General features: G+C 74.4%; 22 protein-coding genes and 1 pseudogene. 5 read left to right on the top strand and 18 right to left on the bottom strand.

Annotation, left to right across the window (positions count from 1 at the left end):
* Positions 1-105 precede the first annotated feature (105 nt).
* From CC117_RS18560 to CC117_RS18515, 10 genes are all read right to left on the bottom strand, one after another.
* On the bottom strand, positions 106-1,179 hold the full coding sequence (locus CC117_RS18560) for a hypothetical protein (protein ID WP_071085830.1): 1,074 nt from the start codon (positions 1,177-1,179) through the stop codon (positions 106-108).
* 42 nt (positions 1,180-1,221) lie between these two features.
* Entirely contained in the window at positions 1,222-1,524 is a 303-nt protein-coding gene (locus CC117_RS18555) for a lycopene cyclase domain-containing protein (RefSeq protein WP_071085828.1), read from the bottom strand.
* Positions 1,521-1,874 carry a lycopene cyclase domain-containing protein gene (locus CC117_RS18550; RefSeq protein ID WP_071085826.1) on the bottom strand — a complete coding sequence of 118 codons (354 nt, stop codon included), beginning with the start codon at positions 1,872-1,874 and terminating at the stop codon, positions 1,521-1,523. Before CC117_RS18550 ends, CC117_RS18555 begins: the two co-directional genes overlap by 4 nt.
* A 20-nt stretch (positions 1,875-1,894) precedes the next feature.
* Positions 1,895-2,569: a thiamine phosphate synthase gene (locus CC117_RS18545; RefSeq protein WP_071085870.1), complete on the bottom strand. Its 675-nt coding sequence runs from the start codon at positions 2,567-2,569 to the stop codon at positions 1,895-1,897.
* 4 nt (positions 2,570-2,573) lie between these two features.
* The gene (gene thiS, locus CC117_RS18540; RefSeq protein WP_018635863.1) at positions 2,574-2,867 is read right to left on the bottom strand and encodes a sulfur carrier protein ThiS; all 294 of its coding nucleotides are present in this window, start codon (positions 2,865-2,867) and stop codon (positions 2,574-2,576) included.
* A 140-nt stretch (positions 2,868-3,007) separates the two neighbouring features.
* Entirely contained in the window at positions 3,008-3,331 is a 324-nt protein-coding gene (locus CC117_RS18535) for an Rv2175c family DNA-binding protein (RefSeq protein WP_071085825.1), read from the bottom strand.
* Between the two features lie 31 nt (positions 3,332-3,362).
* Complete coding sequence (locus tag CC117_RS18530) at positions 3,363-4,940, bottom strand: Gfo/Idh/MocA family protein (RefSeq protein WP_071085823.1); 1,578 nt, start codon at positions 4,938-4,940, stop codon at positions 3,363-3,365.
* Between the two features lie 91 nt (positions 4,941-5,031).
* The gene (locus CC117_RS18525) at positions 5,032-6,318 is read right to left on the bottom strand and encodes an NAD(P)/FAD-dependent oxidoreductase (RefSeq protein WP_071085821.1); all 1,287 of its coding nucleotides are present in this window, start codon (positions 6,316-6,318) and stop codon (positions 5,032-5,034) included.
* Positions 6,319-6,446: 128 nt separating this feature from the next.
* Complete coding sequence (thiH, locus tag CC117_RS18520) at positions 6,447-7,628, bottom strand: 2-iminoacetate synthase ThiH (protein ID WP_071085819.1); 1,182 nt, start codon at positions 7,626-7,628, stop codon at positions 6,447-6,449.
* Complete coding sequence (locus CC117_RS18515) at positions 7,628-8,569, bottom strand: thiazole synthase (RefSeq protein ID WP_241830227.1); 942 nt, start codon at positions 8,567-8,569, stop codon at positions 7,628-7,630. The genes thiH and CC117_RS18515 overlap by 1 nt, the downstream gene beginning before the upstream one ends.
* 304 nt (positions 8,570-8,873) lie before the next feature.
* Between CC117_RS18515 and pknB the strand changes: the two genes are divergently transcribed.
* Entirely contained in the window at positions 8,874-10,835 is a 1,962-nt protein-coding gene (gene pknB / locus CC117_RS18510; RefSeq protein ID WP_071085817.1) for a Stk1 family PASTA domain-containing Ser/Thr kinase, read from the top strand.
* 133 nt (positions 10,836-10,968) lie between these two features.
* Positions 10,969-12,861: a DUF5667 domain-containing protein gene (locus CC117_RS18505; RefSeq protein ID WP_071085815.1), complete on the top strand. Its 1,893-nt coding sequence runs from the start codon at positions 10,969-10,971 to the stop codon at positions 12,859-12,861.
* A gap of 47 nt (positions 12,862-12,908) precedes the next feature.
* Here CC117_RS18505 and CC117_RS18500 read toward each other — a convergent pair whose 3' ends face one another.
* The 5 genes and pseudogenes from CC117_RS18500 to CC117_RS18480 form a co-directional block, all read right to left on the bottom strand.
* Entirely contained in the window at positions 12,909-14,267 is a 1,359-nt protein-coding gene (locus tag CC117_RS18500) for a class II 3-deoxy-7-phosphoheptulonate synthase (RefSeq protein WP_071085813.1), read from the bottom strand.
* A 46-nt stretch (positions 14,268-14,313) separates the two neighbouring features.
* Entirely contained in the window at positions 14,314-15,339 is a 1,026-nt protein-coding gene (locus tag CC117_RS18495; RefSeq protein ID WP_071085811.1) for a 6-phosphofructokinase, read from the bottom strand.
* A 165-nt stretch (positions 15,340-15,504) separates the two neighbouring features.
* Positions 15,505-16,032: a polyadenylate-specific 3'-exoribonuclease AS gene (locus CC117_RS18490; protein WP_071085866.1), complete on the bottom strand. Its 528-nt coding sequence runs from the start codon at positions 16,030-16,032 to the stop codon at positions 15,505-15,507.
* Positions 16,033-16,165: 133 nt separating this feature from the next.
* Positions 16,166-17,590, bottom strand: coding sequence for a glycoside hydrolase family 5 protein (locus tag CC117_RS18485; protein WP_116287831.1), 1,425 nt, complete (start codon positions 17,588-17,590; stop codon positions 16,166-16,168).
* Positions 17,591-17,710: 120 nt separating this feature from the next.
* Positions 17,711-18,627: pseudogene (locus CC117_RS18480) on the bottom strand (1-acyl-sn-glycerol-3-phosphate acyltransferase).
* Between the two features lie 595 nt (positions 18,628-19,222).
* Here CC117_RS18480 and CC117_RS18475 point away from each other — a divergent pair.
* From CC117_RS18475 to CC117_RS18465, 3 genes are all read left to right on the top strand, one after another.
* Entirely contained in the window at positions 19,223-20,041 is an 819-nt protein-coding gene (locus CC117_RS18475) for an alpha/beta hydrolase (RefSeq protein WP_071085809.1), read from the top strand.
* The gene (locus CC117_RS18470) at positions 20,034-21,149 is read left to right on the top strand and encodes a hypothetical protein (protein WP_071085808.1); all 1,116 of its coding nucleotides are present in this window, start codon (positions 20,034-20,036) and stop codon (positions 21,147-21,149) included. The genes CC117_RS18475 and CC117_RS18470 overlap by 8 nt, the downstream gene beginning before the upstream one ends.
* A 129-nt stretch (positions 21,150-21,278) precedes the next feature.
* Complete coding sequence (locus CC117_RS18465; RefSeq protein WP_071085862.1) at positions 21,279-22,511, top strand: ornithine cyclodeaminase family domain; 1,233 nt, start codon at positions 21,279-21,281, stop codon at positions 22,509-22,511.
* Positions 22,512-22,561: 50 nt separating this feature from the next.
* Here the strand turns inward: CC117_RS18465 and CC117_RS18460 are convergent, their stop codons facing one another.
* Genes CC117_RS18460 through CC117_RS18450 form a run of 3 tightly spaced genes read right to left on the bottom strand, consistent with a single transcriptional unit; the run spans position 22,562 to position 25,384 of the window.
* Complete coding sequence (locus CC117_RS18460; protein ID WP_071085806.1) at positions 22,562-23,548, bottom strand: ROK family glucokinase; 987 nt, start codon at positions 23,546-23,548, stop codon at positions 22,562-22,564.
* A gap of 7 nt (positions 23,549-23,555) precedes the next feature.
* A complete protein-coding gene (locus tag CC117_RS18455; protein ID WP_071085804.1) occupies positions 23,556-24,167 on the bottom strand; it encodes a hypothetical protein in 612 nt (203 codons plus the stop codon).
* Complete coding sequence (locus CC117_RS18450) at positions 24,164-25,384, bottom strand: ArsA family ATPase (RefSeq protein ID WP_321572624.1); 1,221 nt, start codon at positions 25,382-25,384, stop codon at positions 24,164-24,166. The genes CC117_RS18455 and CC117_RS18450 overlap by 4 nt, the downstream gene beginning before the upstream one ends.
* Between the last annotated feature and the right edge of the window lie 4 nt (positions 25,385-25,388).

Raw genomic sequence — 25,388 nt, 5'->3', positions numbered from 1 at the left:
CCAACGCCGCGAACGCGCCCGCGTCCGTTCCGAACGCCAACAACGCTGGGGACGCCCCCGAACACACGCCGCCTGACCAAACCGAAAAGGATCGCGGTCAACGCACTAGCCCGTGGGGCAGGGGCGCACCTCGACAGAGCCGCCCGCCTCGGACTTCCGGCCGTCGAGGTCGGTGGCCACCACGGTGTAGGCCAGGGTCCCCGGCGCCGGGGCGGGCCCGATCGGGCCGGACCAGGTCGACCGGTCCTCGATGGCGGTCACCAGTGCGAGCGGGGCGGTGGTCTCCGTACCGTCCGGCGCGCGGGTGCGCACCTCGACACCGAGGACACCGGTCGGGTCGACGACGGTCGCGGTCACGGTCGCCTGGTTCGGCCCCTGGCCGGCCGCGCAGGTGGCGACGAGGATCTCCGCCGGGGCCGCGGCGACGCTCAGCGACGGCGCGCCGGACACGGTCGCGGTGATCCGCAGGCTGCCGCCGCCGGACCCGTCGACCGCGCGGACCGGCACCGACAGGTCGACCGTGCCAGGTGGGGCGGTCTCCCTGTCCAGGGTGACCACGAGCGGCACCCTGGCGCCGGGATCGACCACGTCCTGGCGCGGCACGACGCGCACCCAGGCGGGGGTACCGCCGACCCGCACATGCGCCGGCGCGGTCCCGACGCCCAGCAGGTCGACGCTGACCGTCGACTCGACCGCGCCGAACGCGACGCTGGTGCTGCTCAGGCCGATCGCCGGCCCGACCTGCTCGGTCTCGGGCGGGGCACTTCCACCGACGCCGGGTGCCGGGCTCGGCGGGCCGGGCGACGGTGCGTCACCGGGAGCGGGCGCGCCCGCGTCGGTCGGGACGACCGCCTCCCCGGCAGGGCCGGCGAGGGCGTCCGTTCCGGCGGTCGGTGCCGCCGTCGGGGCGGCGGCCGGGTCCGGCCCGGGGTCTGTGGGGGCCGGTCGGTCCGGCTGCGAGGTGACCATCGACGTGGCCGCGACGGCCGGCTCGGAGGCCGACGGTGACTGCCTCGGGCTGCTGTTGTGGACGAGGGCGAGGCTGACCGCCAAGGCCGCGGCGGCGGCGACCGCGGCCACGATCCGACCCCAGCGGATCGGCAGGATCCGCCGGGAACGGCCCCAGGGCAGGCGGTGACGACCCGCCGTCTCGGCCTTGCCCTCCGTCCGTTGCCTCATCGCCCCCGAGCGTAGGCTCAGAAGTGGAAATGGGCGCCCGATTCACTCGTTTCCGTGACGAACCCCCCACCAGATCCACCACACCAGGGTCTGGGTCACCATCGCGAACCCGAACAGCAGGTCCTCGACCGGCGCGTGGACGAGGCGCAGGCCGGTGATGGTGTCCGGGTCGTACCGGACGATGTCGAAGCCGGTCAGGATGCCGTTCGTGACCAGCTGGAAGAACACGATGATCGCGTAGGACGTCCAGAAGAGCCGGCGGGTGACCAGCCGCGTGCGCAGGATCCACAGGTCGAGGGCGAGGGTGACCCCGACGCCGGCGACCGCCAGCACGGTGTAGCTCATGGGTCGGGGCGGTCGGGTTCGTCACCGGCCTGCCAGCCGGTCACCGCCCGCACCGCCTCCAGGGCGAGGATGGCGCACACCGGCACGACCAGGAAGAAGAGGACCTCGTCCAGGGGAATGCCGCCGGGCAGGATGATCCCCGTGGTCCGCCGCGGGTCGAAGGTCCAGTGGCCGTGGGCGATCGCGTAGAGGTCCCAGCCGACGAAGACGGCCAGCACCGGCGCGACGGCCAGGGCCAGCCGGCGGGGCCGGGCGTAGACCCTGGTCCGCAGCAGGATCTCCAGCGGTGCGGTCGCGAGCAGGCAGCCCAGCAGCACCGCGAGGTAGCTGAGGTGTTCCCACCGGCTCACGACGGGCGCTCCGCCACCGGTCAGGCGGAACGAAGGCGCCTGGCGAGGGCGGCCGCGGCGGCCCCGGGGTCGGGCGCGTCGGTGATGCCGCGCACCACCACGACCCGCCGCGCACCGGTCTCCAGGATGGCGTCGAGGGTCTCCAGGTCCATGCCACCGGTGACGAACCAGGGCTTCGCGCCGGGCGCGAAGGGCGGTGCGTGTCGGGCCGCGAGCCGGGGCAGCTCCAACCCGACCGGAGCGCGGCCTTCCTTCGTCGGTGTGGCGTGCACCGGGCCCACACAGACGTAGTCCACATCCGGGTCGGCCAGCGCCGCCAGGAACTGCTCGGGGTCGTGCGTGGACCGGCCGATGAGCACGTCCGGCCCCACCAGCTCCCGGGCCAGCCGCGGCGGGATGTCGTCCTGGCCGACGTGCAGGATGTCGACACCGGCGAAGACGGCGACGTCGGCTCGGTCGTTCGCGCTGACGAGCGCCCCGGCGGCGGTGGCCGCGGCGGTCATCCGGGCCAGGCCGGCGAGCTCGTCACGCCACTCCAGCCCCTTCTCCCTCAGCTGGATGAGGTCGACACCGGGCGCGTCCGGTGTGCCGAGGACGTCGGTGTAGAAGCCGCTGCCGTCGCCGCGGCGCGCGGTGCACAGGTACAGGCGGGCGTCGAGCAGGCGGGCGATCCGGTGGGCGCGGGTACCGGGCATCGACTCAGCCTCCCGCGACAGCACGGACGATCTCCAGCGTGTCACCGTCGGCGAGCCGGACGGAGCCCGCCTCCGACGGGGTGAGCGCGGCCCCGCGCAGCTCCACGACCACCGACCCGGGCCGCAGACCGAGCTGGGTCAGCAGGTCCGGCAGCGCCAGCCCGGCCGGGATGTCACGGGCCTCCCCGTTGACGACGATCCGCGCCCGCGGTGGGCCGGCGGACGCCGCGGAACCGGCACTGGGTGCGGTGGGCTCCGGGGCCGGGCCGGAGCCCACCCCGGTCGGACGATCGACCATGTACCCGACCCTACGGGAGCCGGCGCCGGCGCTCCCGCTCCTTCGGCCGAGCGACCCCGCCCGCGCCGCCACTCCCCGGAACGGCGCTCTCCGGAGCGGCACTCCCCGAGGCGGCACGGAGGCGGTCGGGGCAGCGCGGGTCAGAATCCCAGTGCCTGGGCGCGGCGCCGAACCTCCTTGCCACGGTTCGCGGCCATGGCGGCCGCGGGGGTGCCGGGCAGGCTCGGGTCCTCGCGAAACATCCAGTCGAGCGCCTCGTCGTCGCTGAACCCGGCATCGGCCAGCAGGGTGAGCAGGCCCGGTAGGCCCTTGACCACCGTGTTGCCGTCGATGAACAACGCGGGAATCTTCAGAACGCCGTCGATCCGCCTCGCCAGGAACGTGCGATCGCGGATCATCTGGCGCACCCGGGTGACGGGCACTCCGAGTGCGTCAGCCACGTCGGGAACGTTGAGCCAATCCATGGTCAAGAGTAAACACCCTGGCCAGCGGAAGTCAGGCGGGCGTGGTCAGCGCACCTCCGGCTGCCGCGGACCGGCGGGTCGCCTCCAGGACGGAGACCAGCGTGCGGTCCCGCTCCAGCGGGTCCCGGGACAGCGGCCAGCCGGCCAGCAGGGCGTCCGCGAGATCGCGGTGGAACCGCGCCGGATCAGCCGGCGGGGTGGGCAGCGTGGTGCGCCGCCCGTCGTGCGTGACCAGCCTCGGCGAGCGCCGCCCGCCGGGCCCGCCGCGGGCATCCGCGCCGGGCCGGGTGTCCGGTCCGGCGGCGACCAGTGTCCCGGCCGTGCCCAGCACCCGCATCCCCGGCCGCACACCGGCGGCGACGTCCGAGATCGTCACCTGGGCCTCACAGCCGCCCGCGAAGCGGATCAGAACCCGGGCGTGATCGGCGTTCGTCACGTGGTGCCACACCCGCTTGTGCCCGGTCGCGCTGACCCACTCGACCTGGTCGTCGACGAGGTCGAGGATGCGCGCCAGCGGCGCGGCGCCGCGGTCGAAGATCAGGCCGCCGCTGATCCGCTCGTCGTCGTGCCAGGTGCCGGCGGGACGTCGCAGGCCGCCGGAGAAGATCTCGATCCACATCGGCTCGCCGATCTCCCCCCGCCGCATCGCCTCCCGGACGGCCAGGTGGTCGGGGTCGTCGCGGCCTGCCGGGTAGACGGCGAGCAGGCGCGAGCGGCCCGTGGCCAGCTCGGTCAGCTCGTCCACCTCGTGGGTGGTGAGGCACAGCGGCGCGTGCACGACGACCTGCTTGCCGGCCTCCAGCGCGCGGCGGGCCCACTCCGCGTGGGTGTGGGTGGGCGTCGCGACAATGACCAGGCCGAGCTCCGGGTCGTTGACCAGGTCGTCCGGGTCGTCAACGAGCCGCACGCGCCGCTCGGCGTCCTGCCCGGGAGTGCGGGCCATGCCGCCGTCGCACAGCGCGGCGAGTTCCAGGCCCTCGACGTCGGCCAGGGCCGTGACGTGCACGCCGAACACGTCCGGGGCGCCGACCAGCCCGGCCTTCACCGGCCCGTCGTCGGCCGCGCCGAGCGCGTGCCGCAGCCACCGCCCGACAAGCCGGTGGTAGCGGGGGTCGGCCAGGACGTCCCCGCTGGTCCCGAGCGTGAACACGCCGAGGCCGGTGGACGGCCGCCAGGTGCAGATCGGGTGCTCGCCCATCTCGTGGCGGACCATGAGCAGCCGTTCGACGTCCTCGGCCACCTTGTCGGGGATGATCCACGAGTCGCGGGGGGTGAAGGAGCCGAGGCGGGCCCCGAGGGCGGCGCCGTCCGGGCCCGGCACCAGCGCCAGCTCGTAGGCGGGCGGGACCCTGCCCGGGGTGAGCCCGGACGCCTCGACGAGCGGGCTGTCCGCGGGCAGTGACCGGACCGTGGGGCCCGCCAGCAGCACCGGGACGGACTGGCGGGCTCGATCGAGCAGTTCCTGCTCGACGTGGTCGAGCGGACGGTCGATCAGCACCAGCAGGGCGTCGGCCGAGCGCTGCGAGGTGGGCCCCAGCCCGGCGGCGCGCAGGTGGTCACCGAGCGCATTCACGCCGGGGAGGTTTGATACCAGGTGAATGCTTGGCACGCGGGCACTTTAGTGCAAACGTCCCGGACAGGAGCGAAGTCCGCACGTTCCGTGCGGCCTGCGCCTCCTGAGCGCGGCACCAGGTGTGCGGCTAGGTGTGCAGTTCCTTGAGCGCGATGTCCGGGTCGGCGAACTTCGCCGCGTCGGGAGCGGCGTCGGCGAGCAGCATCCGCCGGCCGGCGACCATGTCCAGCGGCCGGGCGACGGTGACCAGGGCGACCATCCTGCCGTCCGGCGCGAACCAGCCCGCGGACCAGCCCGGCGCCCGCTTGGCGCCGGCCGGGGCGACGGCGGTGGGATCGCCGCGCAGCACCAGGGTGCTGTCCGGGCCGGGCAGCCCGGCGAACTGGACCATCCGGCCGAACTGCTGCGACCAGAAGTACGGCACCGGGTTGTACACGCTGTCGGAGTCAGCGCCGGCCTCCCCGGGGGCCGGCTCGCCGCCGGCGAGGGACCGCAGCAGGGTGGCGACCGCGACCCGGGGGGACTCCTGTGCGCACTCCCAGTGCTCGACGCGCATGCGACGCTCGTAGCGCCGCGACCACCAGGCCGCGCAGTCTCCGGTCGCGACGACCGTCCCGGGCCGGTAGCCGCTCGCCGCGCCGCCGCCGGCAGCGTCACCCGCGCCGGGGACGGCCGAGAGCCACTCGTCCACGACGACGCCGCGGTCGAGCAGCAGCCCGGACGACTCCAGCCAGCGGACGTCGGGACGCACCCCGACCCCGACGACGACGATGTCGGCGGGCAGGAACTCGCCGCCCGCGAGCTCCAGACCGTCCGCCCGGATCTCGGCGACGGCGGTGCCGACCCGTAGCTCGATACCGGCCTGCTCGTACCAGGGCATCGTGTGTCCGCCGATCTCGGGACCGAGCGCCGCCAGCAGCGGGGTCGCTCCGGCCTCGACGACGGTGACGGTCACGCCGTGCGCCGCCGCGTGCGTGGCCACCTCGGCGCCGATCCAGCCGGCGCCGACGATGGCCAGCCGCGCCCCCGGGCGCAGCTCCTCACGCAGCGCGCGGGCGTCGTCGATGGTGCGCAGGACGCGCTGCTCGGGGGCTCCGGGCAGCCGCACCGGCGCCGCGCCGGTCGCGAGCACCAGCCCGTCGAACTCCACCGGGCCGCCGTCCGTCTCCAGCACACCGGGGCGCAGGGCGGTCGCGTGCCGGCCGAGCAGAAGCTCGGCGCTGTCCAGGTCGAGCGGCAGCGTTGTGTCGTCCGTCCGGCCAGAGAGCACCGCCTTGGACAGCGGCGGCCGGTCGTACGGCCGGTGCTCCTCGGCGCCGACCAGCGTGATCGTGCCGGAGAAGCCCTGCTCCCGCAGCTCCACGACTGCTCGCCCACCGGCGAGCCCGCCACCGACGACAACGATGCGGTCCATCAGCCCACCCGATCCATGCGGCCAGAGGCTACTTGGGTTGGATGTCCACCGTCGCGCGCGAGTAGCCCCGGCCACACTCGCGCGCGACGGCCGGCCGCGCGGCGCACCATCGATGGCCGGCGCGGCGGTCAGCCGGCCGCGTCGACCAGCGGGAAGGCGTCCTTCCAGACCGGCTCGTAGCCGGCGGCCACCAGCATCGCGGCGATGTCCGCCGGGGAGCGCTCGTCGGAGATGGAGAACTGTTCCTGCGCGGTGCCGGGCCGGCCGTAGCCGCCGGGTTCGGTGGACGAGCCGGCGCTCATGGTCGTCACCGCGATGCGGACCAGCCCGTCCCGCAGGGCGGCCGGTTCCCGGGTGGACAGCGAGATCACGGCGTCCGGTTCGAACAGCCGCAGCGCGGCGTGCGCCTGGACGAACTCGGCGTCGCCCACCACCACGGTCGGCGGGAAGCCGCTGGCGCTCGGCTTGATCCTCGGCAGCGCCACCGAGACCTCCGTCCGCCAGAAGCGGCGTGCGAGGAAGGCGGCGTGCGCGGCCATCGCAAGCACGTCGGCCCGCCAGTCCGGTGCCAGCCCGAGCAGCACGCCGAGGCCGAGGCGACGCACCCCGGCGCCGGCAGCCGTCTCGAAGGACGCCAGCCGACGGTCGTAGTCGCGTTTCCAGCCGGCGACGTGGACCTGCGCGTAGCGCTCCCGGTCGTAGGTCTCCTGGTAGTGGATGGCGCCTTCGAGACCGGCGGCGACCAGCCGGGCGTAGGTGTCGTCCGACCAGGTCTGGGTCTCGATGGAGATCGAGGACACGAACGGGCGGAGCCGCTCGACGATCTCGACCAGGTAGTCGGCGGAGACCTCGACGCGATGCTCCCCGGAGACCAGCAGGAGATGCCGGAAACCGCGGTCGACGAGCAGCTGTGCCTCGGCGGCGGCCTCCTCTGCCGTCAGCGTGCGGCGGACGACCGCCAGCCCCTTGGCGAACCCGCAGTAGGTGCAGGACGACAGGCAGGCGTTCGAGACGTAGAGCGGGGCGAACAGCCGCACCGCCCGCCCGAAGCGCCGCAGCGTCGTGGCCTGCGCGAGCTGGGCAAGTTCCTCGAGCCGGCCGGTGGCGGCCGGCGAGAGCAGCACCGCGAGGTCCTCGAGGCCCAGCCGGCCGCCCGCGTCACCGCGCGCCGTGGCCCCCCGCCCGGCGGCGGCCGCGCGGCGCAGGACGGCGTCCACCTGCTCGGGGCCCGCCTGCGCCGAGGCCAGGGCCAGCGCGGGAATGTCCAGACCCGCCAGCTCGCGTGCGAACAGCCCCGGCGGGCTCGCCATCAGACGGCTCCGCCGGACGGAGCCCCACTGCCGGACGTGGACCCGAGGAAGCCGGTGAGCGGTGAGGACGCCGAGGCCTCCGTGGCGCCACCGGCCCGCGCGCGGCCAGCCAGCCGGGCGAGCCGGCCGGCCAGGGTGGCCAGGGCGAAGGCGCGGGCCATCGCGACCGGGTCGGCACTGATCGCGATCGCGGTGTTGACCAGGACGGCGTCCGCGCCGATCTCCATCGCCTCGGCCGCGTCCGACGGTGCTCCGAGGCCGGCGTCGACCACCACCGGGATGCCCGCGGTCTCCACGATCGCCTCGATCGCGTCGCGGGTGCGCAGGCCGCGGTTCGAGCCGATCCAGCTGCCCAGCGGCATCACGGTGGCGCAGCCGGCCTCCTCCAGCCGGCGGGCCAGCACCGGGTCGGCCGAGCAGTAGGGCAGCACCGTGAACCCGTCGGCGACCATCAGCTCGGCGGCCCGCAACGTCTCGATCGGGTCCGGGGCGAGGGTGCGGGGGTCGGGCGTGACCTCCAGCTTCACCAGCCCGGTGCCGGTCGCCGCGCGGCCCAGCCGGGCCAGCCGCAGGGCCTCGGCCGCGTCCAGTGCGCCGGACGTGTTCGGCAGCAGCGTCATCCCGGCCGGGACGAAGTCGAGGACGTCGCCCTCGCCGGCCCGGGACAGGTCCACCCGGCGCAGCGCGACGGTGACGATGTCGGCCCCCGAGGCGATCAGCGCGTCGCGCATGACCTGGTGGCTGGCGAACTTGCCGGTACCGACGAGGAGCCGGCTCAGGTAGGTCGTCCCGGCGACCCGGAACGGGTCCTCCCCCACCAGGGCGGCCGCCGCGGCGAGCGCGGAGCCGGTGGCGCCGGTGGCGCCACCGGGACGGCCCGGCGTCGCGGGCTCCTCCCGGGTGGCCTCCTGTGGCCGGGCCGGCGTGACCTGCTGTGTCATCAGACGGTTCCTCCCCACGCGCGCATGACCGCGATCGGGTCTGCGGGTCGCCGGCGGCATCGTGGCCGGCCTCTCAGCCCGCGTCCGCGGGCTCCCCGGTACAGGCACAGTCTAGGCGCCCGACGCGCCGGGACCAGTGGCTCCGGCATGTCCGACCCGACCGTGGACGTCCCGTTGACCCGGATCTCCCGGATCTGTGACGAAGATCCCGCCCGTTCGGGTCGAACGTGAGGGATTCTGCGCAGTAAGACCACTGTCCGACAGCTCGAACGGCCGATCGTAAACTGTCCCCGTGGATGCCACGGTGGCCGACCCTGTGATAGGCCGTCTTCTCGACGGTCGGTACACGGCCCAGGAAAGGCTCGCGGTCGGCGGGATGGCGACYGTGTACGTCGCGCACGACAACCGGCTCGACCGGTACGTCGCTCTCAAGATCATGCATCCGAACCTCAGCCACGACCCGGAGTTCGTAGCCCGGTTCCACCGGGAGGCCAACGCGGTCGCCCGGCTGAGCACCCCGCGCGCCGTCTCCATCCTCGACCAGGGCTCCGACCAGACGCCGACCGGCATCCTGCACTACCTCGTCATGGAGCTGGTCCGCGGCCGGTCGCTGCGCCAGTACCTCGGCAGCCGCGGGCGGCTGTCCGTACCCGAGGTCGTCGAGATCTTCGAGCCCGTCGCCGAGGCACTCGCCGCGGCGCACGCCGCCGGCATCATCCACCGCGACATCAAGCCGGAGAACATCCTGCTCGGCGACGACGGGCAGGTGAAGGTCGCCGACTTCGGGCTCGCCCGCCCGGTCAGCCAGGCCACCCAGGCCATGACCGGCGGCGTCGTCATGGGCACCGTCGGCTATCTGGCCCCCGAGCAGGTCACCCACGGCACCGCCGGGATGCGCAGCGACGTCTACGCCGCCGGCGTCATGCTCTTCGAGATGATCACCGGCTATCTGCCGCACACCGGTGAGACGCCGATGTCGGTGGCCTACCAGTCGGTCCACGGCGACGTGCCCGCACCGTCCACGGTCGTCGCCGGCGTCCCCGCCGAGCTGGACGCGCTGACGCTGCGGGCGACGGCCCGCGACCCCGACCACCGGCCGGCCGACGGTGCGGCACTGCTCGCCGAGCTGCGCGCGATCCTGCCCTACCTGCCGGCGCCGGACGCCGACGAGGACTACCACTCCGGCTTCACCGGGCCGATGGAGTCGCCGAAGCCGCCGGCGCCGAAGCCGGCCCCGCGACCCGGGCCGCCGGTCGCACCCACCAGCGTGATCAACACCGGCGGTGGCCAGGGGCGCCGTCGCCGCCCCCCGGCGGGGCCGCGTTCGGGCCGACTGCCCGCCGGGCCGGCGGTCGTGGCCGGGGTGGTCGTGCTCTGCCTCATCCTCGCCGGCCTCGCGCTGAAGGCGGTCGTGGGCAGCGGCGATCCGCAGGTGCCGCTCCTCACCGGGCTGAGCCGGGAACAGGCCGAGAAGGACCTGAATGAGGCCGGGCTGGTTCCTCGCTACGGCGAGGTGATGGCGAGCACGTCCATCCCCGCGGGCCACGTCGCCGCCCAGGATCCGAAGGACGGCGCCGCCATCAAGGATGGCGCCGTCGTGACGCTGCGGCTGAGCTCCGGGCCGCCGAGGACCAACGTCCCCAACCTCGACGGGAAGCCCGCGGACCAGGCCCCGACCGAGCTGACGGCGGCGAAGCTGTCCGTGGGCGGGCGGACGACCGAGGCGAGCGACACCGTGCCCGCGAACTCGATCATCAGGACCGACCCGGCGGCAGGCACGGAGGTCGATCCGAACACACCGGTCTCCCTCGTCGTGAGCTCGGGGCCGTCGTCGGTCGAGATCCCCCGTGACCTCGTCGGGCTGACCTTCGACGAGGCCAAGGCCCGCCTGGACGCCCTCAACTTCAACCTCACTGTCCAGCAGCAGTCGGTGAGCAGCGACGAGCAGGACCCGGGCCGCGTCGTCCGCACCTCACCGGACCCGGGCCAGCGCGTCGGCTCGGCCAGCACGGTGACCCTGTATGTGGCCAGGGAGGAAGAGGACGACAGCGGCGGCGGCGACGGCAGCGGCGTCAGGGTCACGGTGCCCGACGTCGTCGGGAAGTCCTGGCCGGAGGCCGAGCGGATTCTGAACCGCGCCGGGCTGCGGGCCGACGGATGGTCGCTCTTCGGCGGCACCGTCAGATCGCAGTCCCCCAAGGCCAACAGCAAGGCCGAGCGGGGCAGCACCGTCCGCCTGCAGCTGAGATCCGGGCTGGGCGACTGAGCGGCCCGCCGGCCCGGATCGGCGGGACACGGTCCGCATCACGGGCGGGACCGGCACTGTCAGGTAGAGTCGATCTTCATCGGGCCGGCGATGGCGGCCGGCGACGGACGAGCCAGAGCCCGGGGGGGACGGCGTGGCGGCGAGAGGTGAACCGCGTCGGCGCGGCGCGCGGGCTGACCGGGCGGCCGAGCTGCTCGACGGCCGGCGCCCGCCGCGGAACGAGGCCGAGGAGCAGCTGGCCCGCACCGTCGCCGCGCTGCGGGCGGTGCCGGCGCCGGCGATGTCCCCCGCCGCCCGCGCGCAGACCCGCGCCCTGCTGCTCGGCCCGCAGGCCGCTACGCCTCCCGCCCTGGGCCTGGGCGTGCCGCCCGCTCGCACCGGCTCCTCGCCGGCGCCGCGCCGGGTGACCCGTCCGGACGGGTCGGGCGCCCGGCAGGCGTTGCGCTCCGCCCGGCCGGCGCTGATCGGGGCGCTGGCGGCGTCCGTCACCGCTGTCGGCGTCGCGGTGAGCGCCGCGCACGCTCTGCCCGGCGAGCTTCTCTACGGCGTCAAACGGCAGGTCGAACAGATCCAGGTCAGCCTCGCGGCCAACCGGGTCGACCGCGCCAAGGTCCAGCTCGCCGTCGCCCGCACGCGGATGGACGAGCTCGCCGCGGTGGTCGGCCCGACCGCGACCGCCTCCGGCGCCCGATCCGAGCACGGTGGCGCCGGTGGCGCCGGTGGCGCCGAGGGCCAGCCGGTCGTGACGGGCTCCGCGGTCGGCGCCGGTGAGGCTGACGGCCGCACCGGCGCCGGCGAACTGCCCTCGGGCGGGCTCGAGTCCGGCGGTATCCCGCCGGACGGCTCGCCGCCAGAACCGCCCGCGGCCAGCGGCCAGCCCACTCCGGAGGCCGAGGACCAGCCCGTCGCGCCGAGTGCGGCGGGCGCGTCGACTCCCCCGGGCTCGTCAGACACCTCAGACACCTCAGACACGTCGCGTGCAGCGAGCCCGCGGCGGGACGCCGACGGCCGGCCGCAGGAGATCGGTGGCCGGGAGATCAGCACCGCCACCACACTGCTGCGCGACTGGTGCGAGGACGCCGCCGCCGGCAGCGAGGTACTGATCGACGAGGTCCGATCGGGCAACGCCGACGCCTGGCGCATCCTGAACGACTTCGCGGCAGACCAGTCGACCCGCCTGAACGCGCTGCTCGGCGCGTTCCCGGACAGCTCCGCGCCCGAGGTCGCCGAGGCGCGCCGCATCATCCGCGAGGTCGGTTCGGTCCTGACCTACACGACCCCGGGCGACGGCAGCGCGGCCCCGCGTGATGGCGAGGCCCCGCGCGGCGGCGATCGGGCGCCGGCCAGCTCCTCGATCGATCCGGAACGATCACAGCCCAGCCCGTCCACGGATGCGGAAGGCACTGGCGGACAGCCCGGTCCCGGCCGCCCCTCCACCGAACGCGGCCAGGAACCGGGCGGTGCACTGCCGATGCTGCCGCGGGCCAGTTCCACGCCGCCCGGCCCGGCCGGCAMCCCGCCGGGGGCCCTCGACGTGAACCGGGACCTCGACGTTGATCAGGCCCCGGGCGAGGAGCAGCGCGCCGGCGAGGAGCAGGCATCGGCCAGCAGCCCGGCGACACCCTCGCGGAGGGTGGGGGTCCCCGCCTCCCCGACTGCCACCAGTGATGGCCTTCCGGTGATGCCGGACGTGCTCGACTCGCTGCGGATCTTCGAGGCGCCGGCGGAACCCGATCCGTCCGCCGCGGCCGCGCCGACAGGCCCCGACGGCGGTGCGGCCGGCGGGGAGCCGTCCGATGAGGCCGCACTCGCACCGCCGACATCCTCGACACTGGCGACGCCGGCAACGCCGTCAGCAACGGCAACGGGTGCGCCGCAGTCGGCGGAGCCTGCGGGCGCTGTCGCCGGGATCCCCGCGCCGCCCCCCGACGCCCCGGTACCTGAGGCCGCCACGGCGCCGGCGCCCGACGCGCCTCTGGTCAGCTCCACGGGAGCGGCGCCGGAGGCGTCCACCCAGGTTCCCTGACGCCACCAGCACTTCGCAGGTGCCGACTGGCTAGCTGCTGGTTACCGTCAGCGGTGGTGGCTGTTCCGGTCGGCACGGGTCTGCTGCAGCATCTCGGCGACGAGGAAGGCCAGCTCGAGCGCCTGCCCGGTGTTCAGCCGCGGATCGCAGGCGGTCTCGTAACGGCCACCGAGATCCGCCTCGCCGATCTGCTCGGCGCCGCCGAGGCACTCGGTGACGTTCTCACCGGTCAGCTCGATGTGCAGGCCACCGGGATGCGTTCCGAGCCCCTGGTGCACCTGGAAGAACCCGAACACCTCGTCCAGGACGTCGTCGAAGTGCCGCGTCTTGATGCCACCGACGTCGCGGGTGTTGCCGTGCATCGGGTCGCACGACCAGACCACGGGATGCCCGGCGGCGTTCACCTTGTCGATGATCGCCGGCAGGACGTCCCGCACCCGCTTGGCACCCATCCGCGCGATCAACGTGAGCCGGCCGGGGATGTGGTCGGGGTTGAGGCGCTCGGTCAGCTCCACGACCTCGTCCGGTGTCGCCGACGGGCCGATCTTGCAGCCGATCGGGTTGCCGACCCGGGAGAGGAACTCGACGTGCGCCCCGCCGAGGTCGCGGGTACGCTCGCCGATCCAGATCATGTGCGCGGACAGGTCGTAGACCTCGCCGGTCGACTCCTCGGTGCGCGTCAGGGCCCGCTCGTACTCCATGAGCAGGCCCTCGTGGCTGGTGAACATCTCCACGCCGGTCAGCGCGGCCGTGCGGTCGAGGTCGATGCCGCAGGCGGCCATGAACGCCAGCGCGCGCTCGATGTCGACGGCCATCAGCTCGTAGCGGCGGCCGGCGGCCGAGTCACGCACGAACGCCTTGTTCCACTCGTGGACCTTCGACAGGTCCGCGAAGCCACCGGTGGCGAAGGCACGCACCAGGTTCAGCGCGACCGCGCTCTGGTGGTAGGCCGCCACCATCCGCTTCGGGTCGGGCCGGCGGGCCTGCGGCGTCGCCGCGATGTCGTTGACGGCGTCACCGCGGTACGACGGCAGGCCCGTGGACGCCTCGATGTCGGCCGACCGGGGCTTGGCGTACTGGCCCGCGATCCGCGCGACCTTCACCACCGGGGTGCTCGCGCCGTACGTCAGCGCGACCGCCATCTGCAGGAGGGTCTTGACCTTGTCGCGGATCTTGTCGGCCGTGTTGGCCGCGAAGGTCTCCGCACAGTCTCCGCCCTGGAGCAGAAAGGCCTCCCCGCGGGCGACCATCGCCAGCCGGTCGGTCAGCGACCGGACCTCGGGCGCGGTCACCAGCGGGGGCAGGCCCGACAGCTCGGCGAACGCCGCCGCCAGTTCCTCCGGGTCGGGCCAGGAGGGCTGCTGCCTGGCCGGCAGGGTCCGCCAGATGTCCAGCTCGTTGCTCACGAGTCACCAGGGTACGACCCCGGCGCCGACATCTCCCGTGTTTCCATCAGCCGAAGAAGACTTCGGCCTCCGCATACAGCTGCTCGGGTACCAGCTTGAGCTCGCCGGTGGCCTCGGCGAGCGGCACCCGTTCGACCCTTGTCCCGTGCAGCGCGACCATCGTGCCGAAGTCGCCGTCGTGCACGGCGTCGACGGCGTGCAGGCCGAACCGGGTCGCCAGCCAGCGGTCGAAGGCCGTCGGCGTGCCGCCCCGCTGGACGTGCCCGAGAACCGTCGCCCGGGTCTCCCGCCCGGTCCGCCCCCGGATCTCGGTCTCGAGCAGCGTGCCGATCCCCTGCAGCCGCTGGTGACCGAAGGCGTCCAGCTCGCCCTCCTTGACCACCGTCGTCCCGGCGATCGGAGTGGCGCCCTCGGCGACGACGATGATCGGCGCGTACCGGGTGGCGAAACGCTGCTCGACGAACGCGCAGACCTTGTCGATGTCGAACGGCCGCTCCGGGATCAGGATGACGTTGGCGCCGGCCGCCATGCCACTGTGCAGCGCGATCCAGCCGGCGTGACGGCCCATGACCTCCACGATGAGCACGCGGTGGTGGCTCTCGGCGGTCGTGTGCAGCCGGTCGATCGCCTCGGTGGCGATGTTCACCGCGGTGTCGAAGCCGAACGTGTAGTCGGTGGCCGACAGGTCGTTGTCGATCGTCTTCGGCACCCCGACGACCGGGATGCCCTCGGCGTGCAGGCGAGCCGCCGCGCCGAGCGTGTCCTCGCCGCCGATGGCGATCAGCGCGTCGACGCCGGTGCGTTCCAGGGTCTCGCGCACCCGGGCCGGCCCGTCCGCGGCGGCGTACGGGTTCGTCCGGCTGGAGCCGAGGATGGTGCCGCCGCGCGGCAGGATGCCGCGCACCGCGGCGACGTCCAGTGGGACGGTGTCGTTCTCCAGCGGGCCGCGCCAGCCGTCCCGGAATCCGACGAAACTGTGGCCATAGACGCCCACGCCCTTGCGGACGACGCCGCGGATCACCGCGTTCAGGCCGGGACAGTCACCACCGCCGGTCAGCACACCGATCTTCACGCCCAGGGCCCTCTCTTCCCGAGTCGCCCCCGATCTCTCGCGTTTCCGGTGGAAGCCTAGCCCGCAAACGACGCCGCTCCGCAATCTTTCGCACACACGGCGTGGTCGATCGGTCGACGGGCTGGTCAGGCAGACGGATCGACGGTCAGGCAGGCAGCTGGCTGGTCAGGCTGGCTGYGTCCCGGCCATGACCCGCGCCCGCAGCGGGACGAGGATCTCCCAGCGGGCCAGGTTGTGCCGGGCGTCGGCGAGGGCGTCGTGCGCGTCGGGCGGGGGCGGCGGCAGCGCCGGACTGCCGACGTCCTCCCAGAGCTGGCGCAGGTCATGCGTGAAGCGCGGCATCCGCCGCGGCAGCGCCGGCATCTTCCCGAACAGCTGGCAGAGAGCAACATGGTCGTAGGCGGCGTACCAGGCCCACAGCTCCGGCGCGCCGTCCGTGATCAGGAACCGGGCCACCTCGTCGCGGATCCGCTCCCTCGACATCCAGACCGGGCTTGACGGCGAAGGCAGCCGGTCCAGGACGTTGCGGCGCACCCAGGGCACCGCGTAGGACGGATCGAACTCCGTGGAGACCGCGTAGAACTCACGCGCGCCGTCCTCACTGACGATGCCGATGCTCACCAGGTCCAGCCAGTGATGGCCGGCCTCGTCGCGCTCGATGAACTCGGTGTCGTAGAAGAAGCGGGCGCCCACGGGGTCCAGTGTGCTCCGCCGCTCCGAACGCCCGGCCGGGGCCACCCTCTTCCGGGCCGACCTGCCGACTTCCAGGTCGACCAGCGACCTTCCGGGGGCGCCGCGTGAAGCCGATGGACGTCCGCGGCGGCGTTCAGCGACGGCGCAGGCGCACGAAGACGGGGCCGAGCACCGCCGCCGTCAGCGCGGCGCCCAGCAGTGGAAGGACCAGCAGCAGCAACGACGGGTCGGCGTCCGCTCCCGCTCCCGCTCCCGCCGCCGGCGCCGCGGCCGGGGTGCCGGCACCGGGAGAACCCGGTGCACCTGTCCCGCCCGCCGCGTCCGCCGCGGCAGCCCCGCCGGTCGGGCCGGTCGGGCAGTTGACGGCACCGGCCCTCGGCGGGGCCACCGGGGCAGTGCCCTCCGCCGGCACGATCTCGACCCGCACCTCTGTCGCGCCCGCCGCGGTGACCACACAGAGCACACCCGCGCCGGGCGCCGAGGTGACCTGGCCACCGGTCACCCGAGCCTGGTAACCCGCCGAGTAGTTCCAGCCCGGCACGATGACCGCGGTCGGCGTGCCAGCCGGCAGAGCGCCGCCACCAGCCCGCACCGGCCGGTAGACCAGCCGGAACACCCCGGCCCCGTCGCTGCCGTACGACGTGGGCACTCCGGCCACCGCGGCCGGGTAGGGCCGGACGATCTCCGCCGGCGGCGTCGCCGCGTCCCGGACCTCGCCGGGCCCGATGCCGGTCGCCGGGCGGCCGTCGGCATCCGGAGCGTCATAGAACCAGCCGAGACTGAACGCGTCGCCGGCGGCGGCCAGCTGGGCGGCCCGCGCCGGGGTGCCTTCCGCCCAGGCGGTGATGTATCCGGCGCCGCCGTTCGCGGCGACCTGCGCAGCCGGGTCGAACGGCGCCTGCTGCCCGACCCACAGAGTGCGGTGCGGGTCGGCGGCCCGCAGGGCGGTGGCGAGATCCCCGGCGGCGGGTGTCGGCGGCACCTCGAAACCGATCAGACCACCGGTGGTCCGGAACCGTTCCGCCAGGCGCCGCAGCCCGGCGGTCAGGTCGGACGTCGACGGCTGGTAGCCCCGGGCGCCGGGCACGATGCTCAGCACGACCGTGAGGCCGTGGTCGGTCAGGTCAGCCACCAGCGCGCCCGCCTGTTCAAGCCCGCCCTGCTCGCGGTCGCCCGCCGGCGGCTGCGCACCGGTGGGCGGGAAGCCGCCGCCGACGGTCATCGGCAGCTCCAGCCGGGCGGCGGTGAAACCGTAGTCGAGCCAACGCCGCAGCTCCTCGGCGGTGGGCACGGCCCCGGCCGGCACCGTGACGCCCCGGGGCAGAACAACCCGCCCGGCGGCGTCCGTCAGGAAGTTCGCTGTTCTCGACACCGTTCCCGGCGGGACCTCGGCGGCCGTCGTGGACGCCGCACCGACGCGCCCGGCCAGCCCGACGCCCTCTCCGGAAGCGACCAGAAGACCCGCCAGCAGGCCCACCAGCAGCGTCGCCGGCCACCTCTTCGGGCGCCCGGCCCAGCGGCCGGACCCGATTCGCGAACCACCAGTCAAGCCGCGCACCGTGCAATAGTGCCGTGCTTCCCCCGAACGGGTCAGACCGCCCTGGGTCCAACGATCGGGCCTGGCTCCGGCAACTCCGGCCCGGCCCGCCGCGCGGGACCAACCTTGCTGGTCATGGCCTCACTGCCGGGTGACGGGCGTCGGCTCGGGGTCGGTCGGCTCCGCGGCGAGCGGCTGCTCCGCCCCCGGACGGGACTCGACGGCTCCCGGCGGGGACTCCGCGCGGGACGGCGCTTCGGCGCGGGCCGGGGCATCCGGCCGGGTCGGGGCATCCGGCCGGGTCGGGGAGCCCGGCCGGGCCGGCGGCTCGACCCGGCCCGGGGACTCCGCCGCGGCCTGCGCCTGCGCCTCTCGGGCGACGGCAAGATCCTCCTTGCGCCGCTGCGCGTACATGTCGACGTACTCCTGGCCGGACAGGACAGCGACATCAGCTCGTACATGATCTCGTCCGTCATCGACCGCAGCACGAAGCGGTCGTCGGCCATCCCGGCGTAGCGGCTGAAGTCGAGCGGGCGCCCGATCCGGATCCCGACCCGGCGGATGCGCGGGACGTGCCGGCCGAGCGGCTGTACCTCGAACGTGCCGATCATGGCGACGGGGATGACGGGCACCCCGGCCTCCAACGCCATCCGGGCAACGCCGATCTTGCCGCGGTAGAGGCGCCCGTCCGGCGAGCGGGTCCCCTCCGGGTAGATGCCGAGAAGCTCACCGGAGTCGAGAACCCGGACACCGGTGCGCAGCGCCCCCTCGCTGGCGCGGCCGCCACTGCGGTCGATCGGGACCTGGCCGACCCCCTTGAAGAACTTGCGCTTGCTCCAGCCCTTCAGCCCGACCCCGGTGAAGTAGTCGCTCTTCGCGAGGAAGGTGATGCGCCGCGGCACGACCAGCGGCAGGAAGAACGAGTCCAGGAAGCTCAGGTGGTTGCTCGCCAGGATCGCCGGCCCGCGGGTGGGCACGTGGTCGAGGCCCTCGACCCACGGCCGCCAGAACACCCGTAGCACCGGTGTCAGGATGGCCTTGACGACCCAGTACAACACGCAAGCTCCCAGCTTCGTCGCGCCGCCGCCCAGGGACGGCATTCCCGGACGCCCGCGCCCGAACCCACCCGTGCCCGCACATCGAGGAACGGGCGCGGCCGGGATGCCCGCGGTGACCATATGGACCCCTCACGACATCGTCCACCACGCGGCACCGATGTCGGAGTGTCATTGTCCGTGGCCGGCACGGCCGGGTGAGCCCGGGTCCGCCCGGCGCTACACGAACGCCGCACGATTGCCGCACGAACRCCGCACGATTGCCRCACCAGACGGACACAGTAGGAACACACCGGAAGATCGGCTGGTTCGTCCGGGATGATGGAAAAGCACATGACCATGGCCAGTCGGCCCCCGGCGTGCGAGCATGCGAAGGTCGGTGTCGGTTCCCTCACGACGAGGGGCGCACCGGGCCACCCCTGACGAACCCCGCGGGAGCCGGCCGGCAGCCGCCTCGGCGGCACCGAGGGCGCGCGAACCGGCCGGCCGGTCGGCTCACGGGCGATCGGTGGCACGGCGCCCGCCGTCCACCGGAGCACCCGATCGGTGGCCGCGGCGGGTGCGTTGCGGGCGCTCGAGGCGAAGGGAGCGGATGACCATGGCGGGAGTCCCGGTGTCGGCTGTCCTGCCCGGCGCCGAGCCCTTCGACCTGCCCGGCGGGGGTGACGGCAGCACCGGTGTCCTGCTCGTGCACGGCTTCACCGGTTCGCCGCAGAGCATGCGACCCTGGGGCGATCACCTTGCCGCCGCGGGCCTGCGGGTCCGCTGCCCGCTGCTGCCCGGCCACGGCACCCGCTGGCAGGACATGGCCCGCACCACCTGGCACGACTGGTACGGCGCGGCCGACGCGGCCTTCGGCGAGCTGAGCCGCTCGTGCGAGCGGGTCTTCGTGATGGGCCTGTCGATGGGCGGCACGCTGACGCTGCGCCTCGCCGAGGTGCACGGGTCGCGGGTCGCCGGCACCGTGACCGTCAACGCGAGTCTCGGGACGGACCGGCGGGTGGCTGTCCTGGCCCCGCTGCTGTCGCGGGTACTGCCGACGGTTCCCGGGGTGACGAACGACATCCGCGCCCCCGGAGTCCGCGAGGTGGGCTACTCCCGGGTCCCGACCCGGGCCTTCGCGTCGCTGCGCGAGCTGTGGGCCGTCACCCGTGCGGATCTCGGGCGGGTCGTCTGCCCCGTCGTGGCCTATCGCAGCACCACCGACCACGTGGTGGAGCCGACATCCGGGCGCCTGCTGCTGTCGGGGTTGACCGCCGCACCCGTCGAGGAGCGGCTGCTCCACGACAGCTACCACGTGGCGACACTGGACAACGAAAAGGAAACGATCTTCAAGGGCAGCGTGGATTTCGTCACGGCCCGGTCCCGGCCAGACGAGTCCCGTCCCCACGTGCCGGAGTCGGGTGACCATGACTGAGAGCTCCGCTGGATTCGGGTCCCCCGGCGCGGACCCTGACCGGATCCCCGACGAGCCTGCGCCGCCCGCCGGCGCCACCACGCCACCGGCCGCGGGCCAGGGCCAGGCCGGTCGGGACGCGCTCACTGCGGGCACCGCCGGCCACACCACCGGCGACAGCGGCACGGCGGCCGAGACCGATCCGGGTACCGGCGGTGCCGGTGGGGCTGCCGGTACCGGTAGCGCCGGCGGCGCCGCTGGTGAGGCCGGCGAGGAGCTCGCGCAGGCCTCGACCGAGCAGTCCCCGGAGTCAGCGCCTGCCGGCGGGACCGACCACGGGGGTGGCCGGGGCACCGCCCAGGACCCCTCCCCCGCGAGCGTGCGGAAACCCCGGTCACCGGCTGCGGACGAGGCCGCCTTCCTGGACCTCGTCGCCCGCTTCGACCAGGATCCGGTGCCCGGCGAGCGGCGCTGGCCGGCAGCCGAGGACATCGACGGGCCCCGGCGCCCGTCGGTCATCATCATCCGGCCGGGCGGGCGGCAGCCTGACGGGATGCCTCCCGACGGCAGGCACCTCGTCGACGACGATCCTGCCGAGCGCACCATGCCGCCCGCACCCGCCGGCGACGCCGGGCAGAGCGGCCTGGCCCCGGCCGGTGGGACCGGCGCTGCCGCTGCGGGCGGCGACACCGAGGGCGGCGACCCTGCCGACGGATCCACCGGCGACGGGTCCGCCCGCGACCGGGCTGACCGGGCCGGCGGCAGCAGTGACCGGAGCGAGATCGACCGGCTCGACGACGCCGTGCAGGCCGCGTTCTGGTCAGGTGCGGGCAGCGGCGCGTCGTCCCCCACCGCGAAGGCCTCCGAAGACGACGAGGACGACCACTACGTCCCGCCGCCGGCACCACCGGTCCCGAAGATGYGGCCGGTCACCCGCTGGGCCCTCGGTTCCATCGCGCTGGGGGTGGCCATCCTGGTCGTCCCGTCGCTGATCGGGCTGAGCCAGGCGCGTTCCCGCGACGTCGCGGGTGTGCTGCTCCTCCTCGGCGGCGTGGGAACACTGGTCGTACGGATGGGCGACCGGCTTCCGACCGACTTCGACGGACCGGACGACGGCGCGGTCGTCTGACCACAACCGGTGGACCGGGCGGGCCGCGGGCTCCGCCCGGGCCGTCGGCATTGCCGAACCAGCGCGGGCTGCCGCGGTGGCGCGGGCACGACGACTGGCGAGATGGCAGGCAGGAAGAAGGGCGGCTCCGTGCATTTCCACGAGCAGGTCGAGGTGCACGGGCACCTCATGGATACCGGCGTGCTGGCGCGGGTGCTGGACGACGTCCTGGCCTACGGCGGTGACTACAAGGTCGACAAGATCGACCTCGGGCGGACCCACGACGACGAGTCCCACGCCGTGATCACCATCGGTGCGGACACTGTGTCGACGCTGGCGCGGATCCTCATGCGCATCCAGGTCCACGGGGTCAACAAGCTGGTGACCGGCACGGCCGTGACGCGGCCCGCCGACGCGGACGGCGTGTTTCCCGAGGACTTCTACTCGACCACGAACCTGGAGACCGTCGTCCACCTCGACGGCCAGTGGGTGCCCGTCGAGCACCCGGAGATGGACTGCGGGCTCGTCGTCTCCGACGGCCGGGTACGCACCGTCCCGGTGGCCGACGTCCGCGCCGGCGAAATGATCGTCTGCGGTGTGGACGGCGTCAAGGTCGTGCTGCCCGTCTCGGATCACTCGTCCCGGCTGCACGGCGAGTTCGCCTCGATGTCGTTCAGCTCCAGTGCGGCCCGGCCGCAGGCGGTGCTCGTCCGCACGATCGCCCGCCAGATCCGGGAGGTCAAGGCCGAGGGTTCTCAGGTCCTGTGGGTGGCCGGGCGGGCCGTGGTCAGCACCGGCGCCTCCCGGGCGCTGACCGCGCTGGTCGAGGCCGGCTACGTGGACGTCCTGTTCGCCGGGAACGCCCTCGCCACCCTCGACCTCGAACGCGCCCTGTTCGGCAGCTCGTTCGGCCTGGGCAGCCCGCACAGCAGGCGGGTGCAGCGCGGCAACGAACAGCACATCCGCACCGTCAACACGATCCGGCGCGCCGGGTCGATCCGGGCCGCGGTCGAGTCCGGGCTGGTGTCCCAGGGCATCATGCACGCGATGGTGAAGGCCGGGAAGTCGTACGTGCTCGTCGGCTCGGTCCGTGACGACGGGCCGCTGCCCGACGTCCACACCGACGTCGTGGCCGGCCAGCGGGCGATGCGGGCGGCGTTGCGCGGCATCGGTTTCACCGTCATGGTCGCCACCACCCTGCACTCGGTCGCGACCGGCAACATCCTGCCCGCGTCGGTGCCGGTGGCCTGCATCGACATGAACCCGTCGACGGTGGCCGGGCTGACCGACCGCACCTCGGCGCAGGCGCTCGGCGTGGTGGCCGACGCGGGCCTGTTCCTCGAGCAGCTCGCCGCCGAGCTGGTGCCCGACTACCACGCCTGACACGCCTGGCCGGGCCGCCACCCCTGACCGGGCCGCCGGGCCGCACCCGCTCAGGCCGGAGTGGACGTCCCGCGGGCGAGGTCGGCGGCGCCGACGATGCCGGCGGCCGAGCCCAGGGTGGCCACGACCACATCGGCCTCCGGGCGGTGGCCACGGCCCGACAGCGAGGAACGGAACGCGTCGCGGGCCGGGCCCACCAGCAGCTCCCCCGCGTCCGAGACCCCGCCGCCGATGACGAAGCGGCTGGGATCGAGGATCGCGGCGAGGCTCGCGAGCCCCTGGCCGAGCCAGCAGCCGACCTGCTGCAGGCAGCCCACCGCGGCCGGGTCACCGGCCTGCGCGGCGGCCGTGACGTCGGGCCCGCTCAGCTCGTCGACCGTGCGCCCGGCCAGCATCCGCAACGCGGCCTCCGGTGAGGCCGCGACCACCTCACGGGCGCCCCGGACCAGCGCCCGGCCGCTGGCGTACTGCTCCCAGCAACCGTCGTTCCCGCAGCCGCACCGGTAGCCGCCCGGCATGAACTGCATGTGGCCCATCTCGGCGCCGATCCCGAAGGCGCCGCGGCGTAGCTGCCCGTCCAGGACGATGCCGCCGCCGATACCCGTGCCGACCGTGACGCAGATCAGGTCGCTGTGGCCCTGCCCCGCGCCGAACCGGTACTCGGCCCAGGCCATGGCGTTGCCGTCGTTCTCCACCACCACCGGCAGGCCGACCCGGCCCGCCAACACGTCCCGCAGCGGCTCGTCCCGCCAGGCGAGGTTGGGGGCGAACAACACGGTCGAGCGGTCACCGTCGATCCAGCCGGCTGCGCCTACTCCCACGGCCCGGACGTCGTAGGTCCGGCGGAGCTCGGCGACCAGCTCGGCGATGGCGTCGGCGACCTCGGCCGGATCATGGCTCGGGGTCGGTCGGCGCGCGGAGGCCAGCACTTTCCCCTGGTCGTCGACGACACCGGCGGCCACCTTCGTCCCGCCGACGTCCACTCCGATCGCCAGGTCTCCGTCCCCCACGGGGGCGGTCGCTGACCCGGTGGTCACTGGACGCTCACCTCACATCTATCTTCTGGACGCGGGGCCGGGGCGACCCCGCGGACGTGGCGGGCCGCTCGCCCGACTTTCCCTGCTTTCCCTGTTTTCGTGGTTCTACCGGGATCTGCTCCGGGCCGGCGGTGGTTTCGCCGTCGGACGCCCCCGATCCGGGCGCGGGTGCCGGGATGGCGGCCCCCGCCGCATCGGGGGCCGGGGCTCCTGCGCCTGGCTCGCCGCTGGCTGTCGGGGCGGCGGCGGCTCGGCGGCGGGCGTCGGCGGTCCAGACCCCCCAGGCAGCGCGGGCGGCGGCGCCCAGCGACACGGCGGCGTCGATCAGATGGCCGGTGACCTCGGCGTGCTCGCCGCGCAGACCCGTGAGCACCCGGCACACCGGGCACGCGCAGCACGGACCCTCGTGACCACTGCCGGCCGGCCCTGCCGTGCCGCCCGCGCCCTCGTCCGCATCCGGACCCGTATCCGTATCCGCGTCGTCGGCGTCGGCGTCGGCGCCCGGCGTGCCCTTCGCGGCGGCCATCCACTCCTGCACCGCGGCTGCCAGGAGCGCGGCCTCCTGCGCGAGCGAACCGACGACCTCCCGCGCCGGGCCGGGCTCCGTGGGGCCGTTCACGCCCGGACCCAGCGGGCGGGGTCAGGCACGAACGACACCGTAAGCCGGTCCTCGGCGAGGCGGGCATCGAACACGTCGCACCGGCGCAGTGCCGCGGGGAGCGGGACATGGCGCCGGTCCGCGCCGACGCTCACGACGAGATCGTCACCAACGCGGGCGAGATCCACCTCGGACCGGTCGACGAACGGCAGCTCGAACGACATCACGTAACCGTTCCCGGCGCGTTCCACCAGGGGGGCCGGGCCCGCCCCGGCGCGGTGGTGGCTGAGCACCGCGGCGGGGTCGCGCCCGCCGTAGGCCGCGGCGCCGAACGCCGCGAGCTCCTCCAGACCGAGCGGCTCACCCGCCCGGTAGGCCGCCAGGAGGACTGGCAGCGGGGCGACCACCGTGGCGATCTCGGCCAGCTGTTCGCGGTGCGCCGCGGCCCAACCGGCCCGCCAGGCGTCGCCGCCGTCATGGCCGATGACCCGGTTGACGACCACCGCGTCCACCCCGATGCCGTGCAGCGACAGGCCGCGCAGCGTGCGGCGGGTCTGCGCGAGCGCGGACGTCTCCGGCGTCAGCACCAGCCGCACGCTGGTGACCACCGGATCGGCGAGCAGGGCCCGCATCTCCTGGGCCAGCGCAGCCAGCCCGGACACCGCCTCGTAGGCGGGCCCGGCCATGGCAGCGAGGCGGCCGACGAACCGGCCGGCCAGCGGTAGCGGCAGCGCCGGCCGCATCCACCGGGCGAGCGCGCCTTCGGGAGGGCCGAGCCGGCGGCAGCCCCAGGCGAGCGTCTCCGGGCTTGCCAGCAGACGCAGGGCTGCGCTGGCCGGGCCGGCGTCCACGACGACCACGTCGTAGCGGTCGGCTCTGATCAGGTCACGCAGCTCCAGCAGGGTGAGCGCCTCCAGCGCGCCGGGCAGCCTCAGAAGCTCCTCGACCTCCAGGATGTCGATCCCGGGCTCGGAGGCCCCGGCGGTGATCAGCGCGCGGACCTGCGGCCAGCGCTCGGCGAACGCGTGCCGCAGGTCGGTCTGGAGCGCGAAGAGGCCAGGCTCCAGCTCGACCTCCGCCGGGCCGAGCGGATGGTCGAGGACGCCGGTGAGGCCGGCGGCGGGGTCCACCGAGACCACCAGGGTCCGATGGCCACGCTGGGCTGCGAGGGTGGCCGTCGCCGCGGCGACTGTCGTGGTCCCGCCCCCACCCTTGCCCGTCAGGAGCACACACCGCACTGAA

The organism is Parafrankia colletiae (genome assembly GCF_001854655.1).
Lineage (GTDB): Bacteria > Actinomycetota > Actinomycetes > Frankiales > Frankiaceae > Parafrankia > Parafrankia colletiae.
This window is presented reverse-complemented; position numbering and strand designations above follow the sequence as displayed.

Coding starts and splice junctions, on each gene's coding strand:
- CC117_RS18515 (WP_241830227.1), bottom strand. CDS start 8,569: ATGACACAGCAGGTCACGCCGGCCCGGCCACAGGAGGCCACCCGGGAG.
- thiS (WP_018635863.1), bottom strand. CDS start 2,867: ATGGTCGATCGTCCGACCGGGGTGGGCTCCGGCCCGGCCCCGGAGCCC.
- CC117_RS18545 (WP_071085870.1), bottom strand. CDS start 2,569: ATGCCCGGTACCCGCGCCCACCGGATCGCCCGCCTGCTCGACGCCCGC.
- CC117_RS18555 (WP_071085828.1), bottom strand. CDS start 1,524: ATGAGCTACACCGTGCTGGCGGTCGCCGGCGTCGGGGTCACCCTCGCC.
- thiH (WP_071085819.1), bottom strand. CDS start 7,628: ATGGCGAGCCCGCCGGGGCTGTTCGCACGCGAGCTGGCGGGTCTGGAC.
- CC117_RS18525 (WP_071085821.1), bottom strand. CDS start 6,318: ATGGACCGCATCGTTGTCGTCGGTGGCGGGCTCGCCGGTGGGCGAGCA.
- CC117_RS18535 (WP_071085825.1), bottom strand. CDS start 3,331: ATGGATTGGCTCAACGTTCCCGACGTGGCTGACGCACTCGGAGTGCCC.
- CC117_RS18475 (WP_071085809.1), top strand. CDS start 19,223: ATGGCGGGAGTCCCGGTGTCGGCTGTCCTGCCCGGCGCCGAGCCCTTC.
- CC117_RS18560 (WP_071085830.1), bottom strand. CDS start 1,179: ATGAGGCAACGGACGGAGGGCAAGGCCGAGACGGCGGGTCGTCACCGC.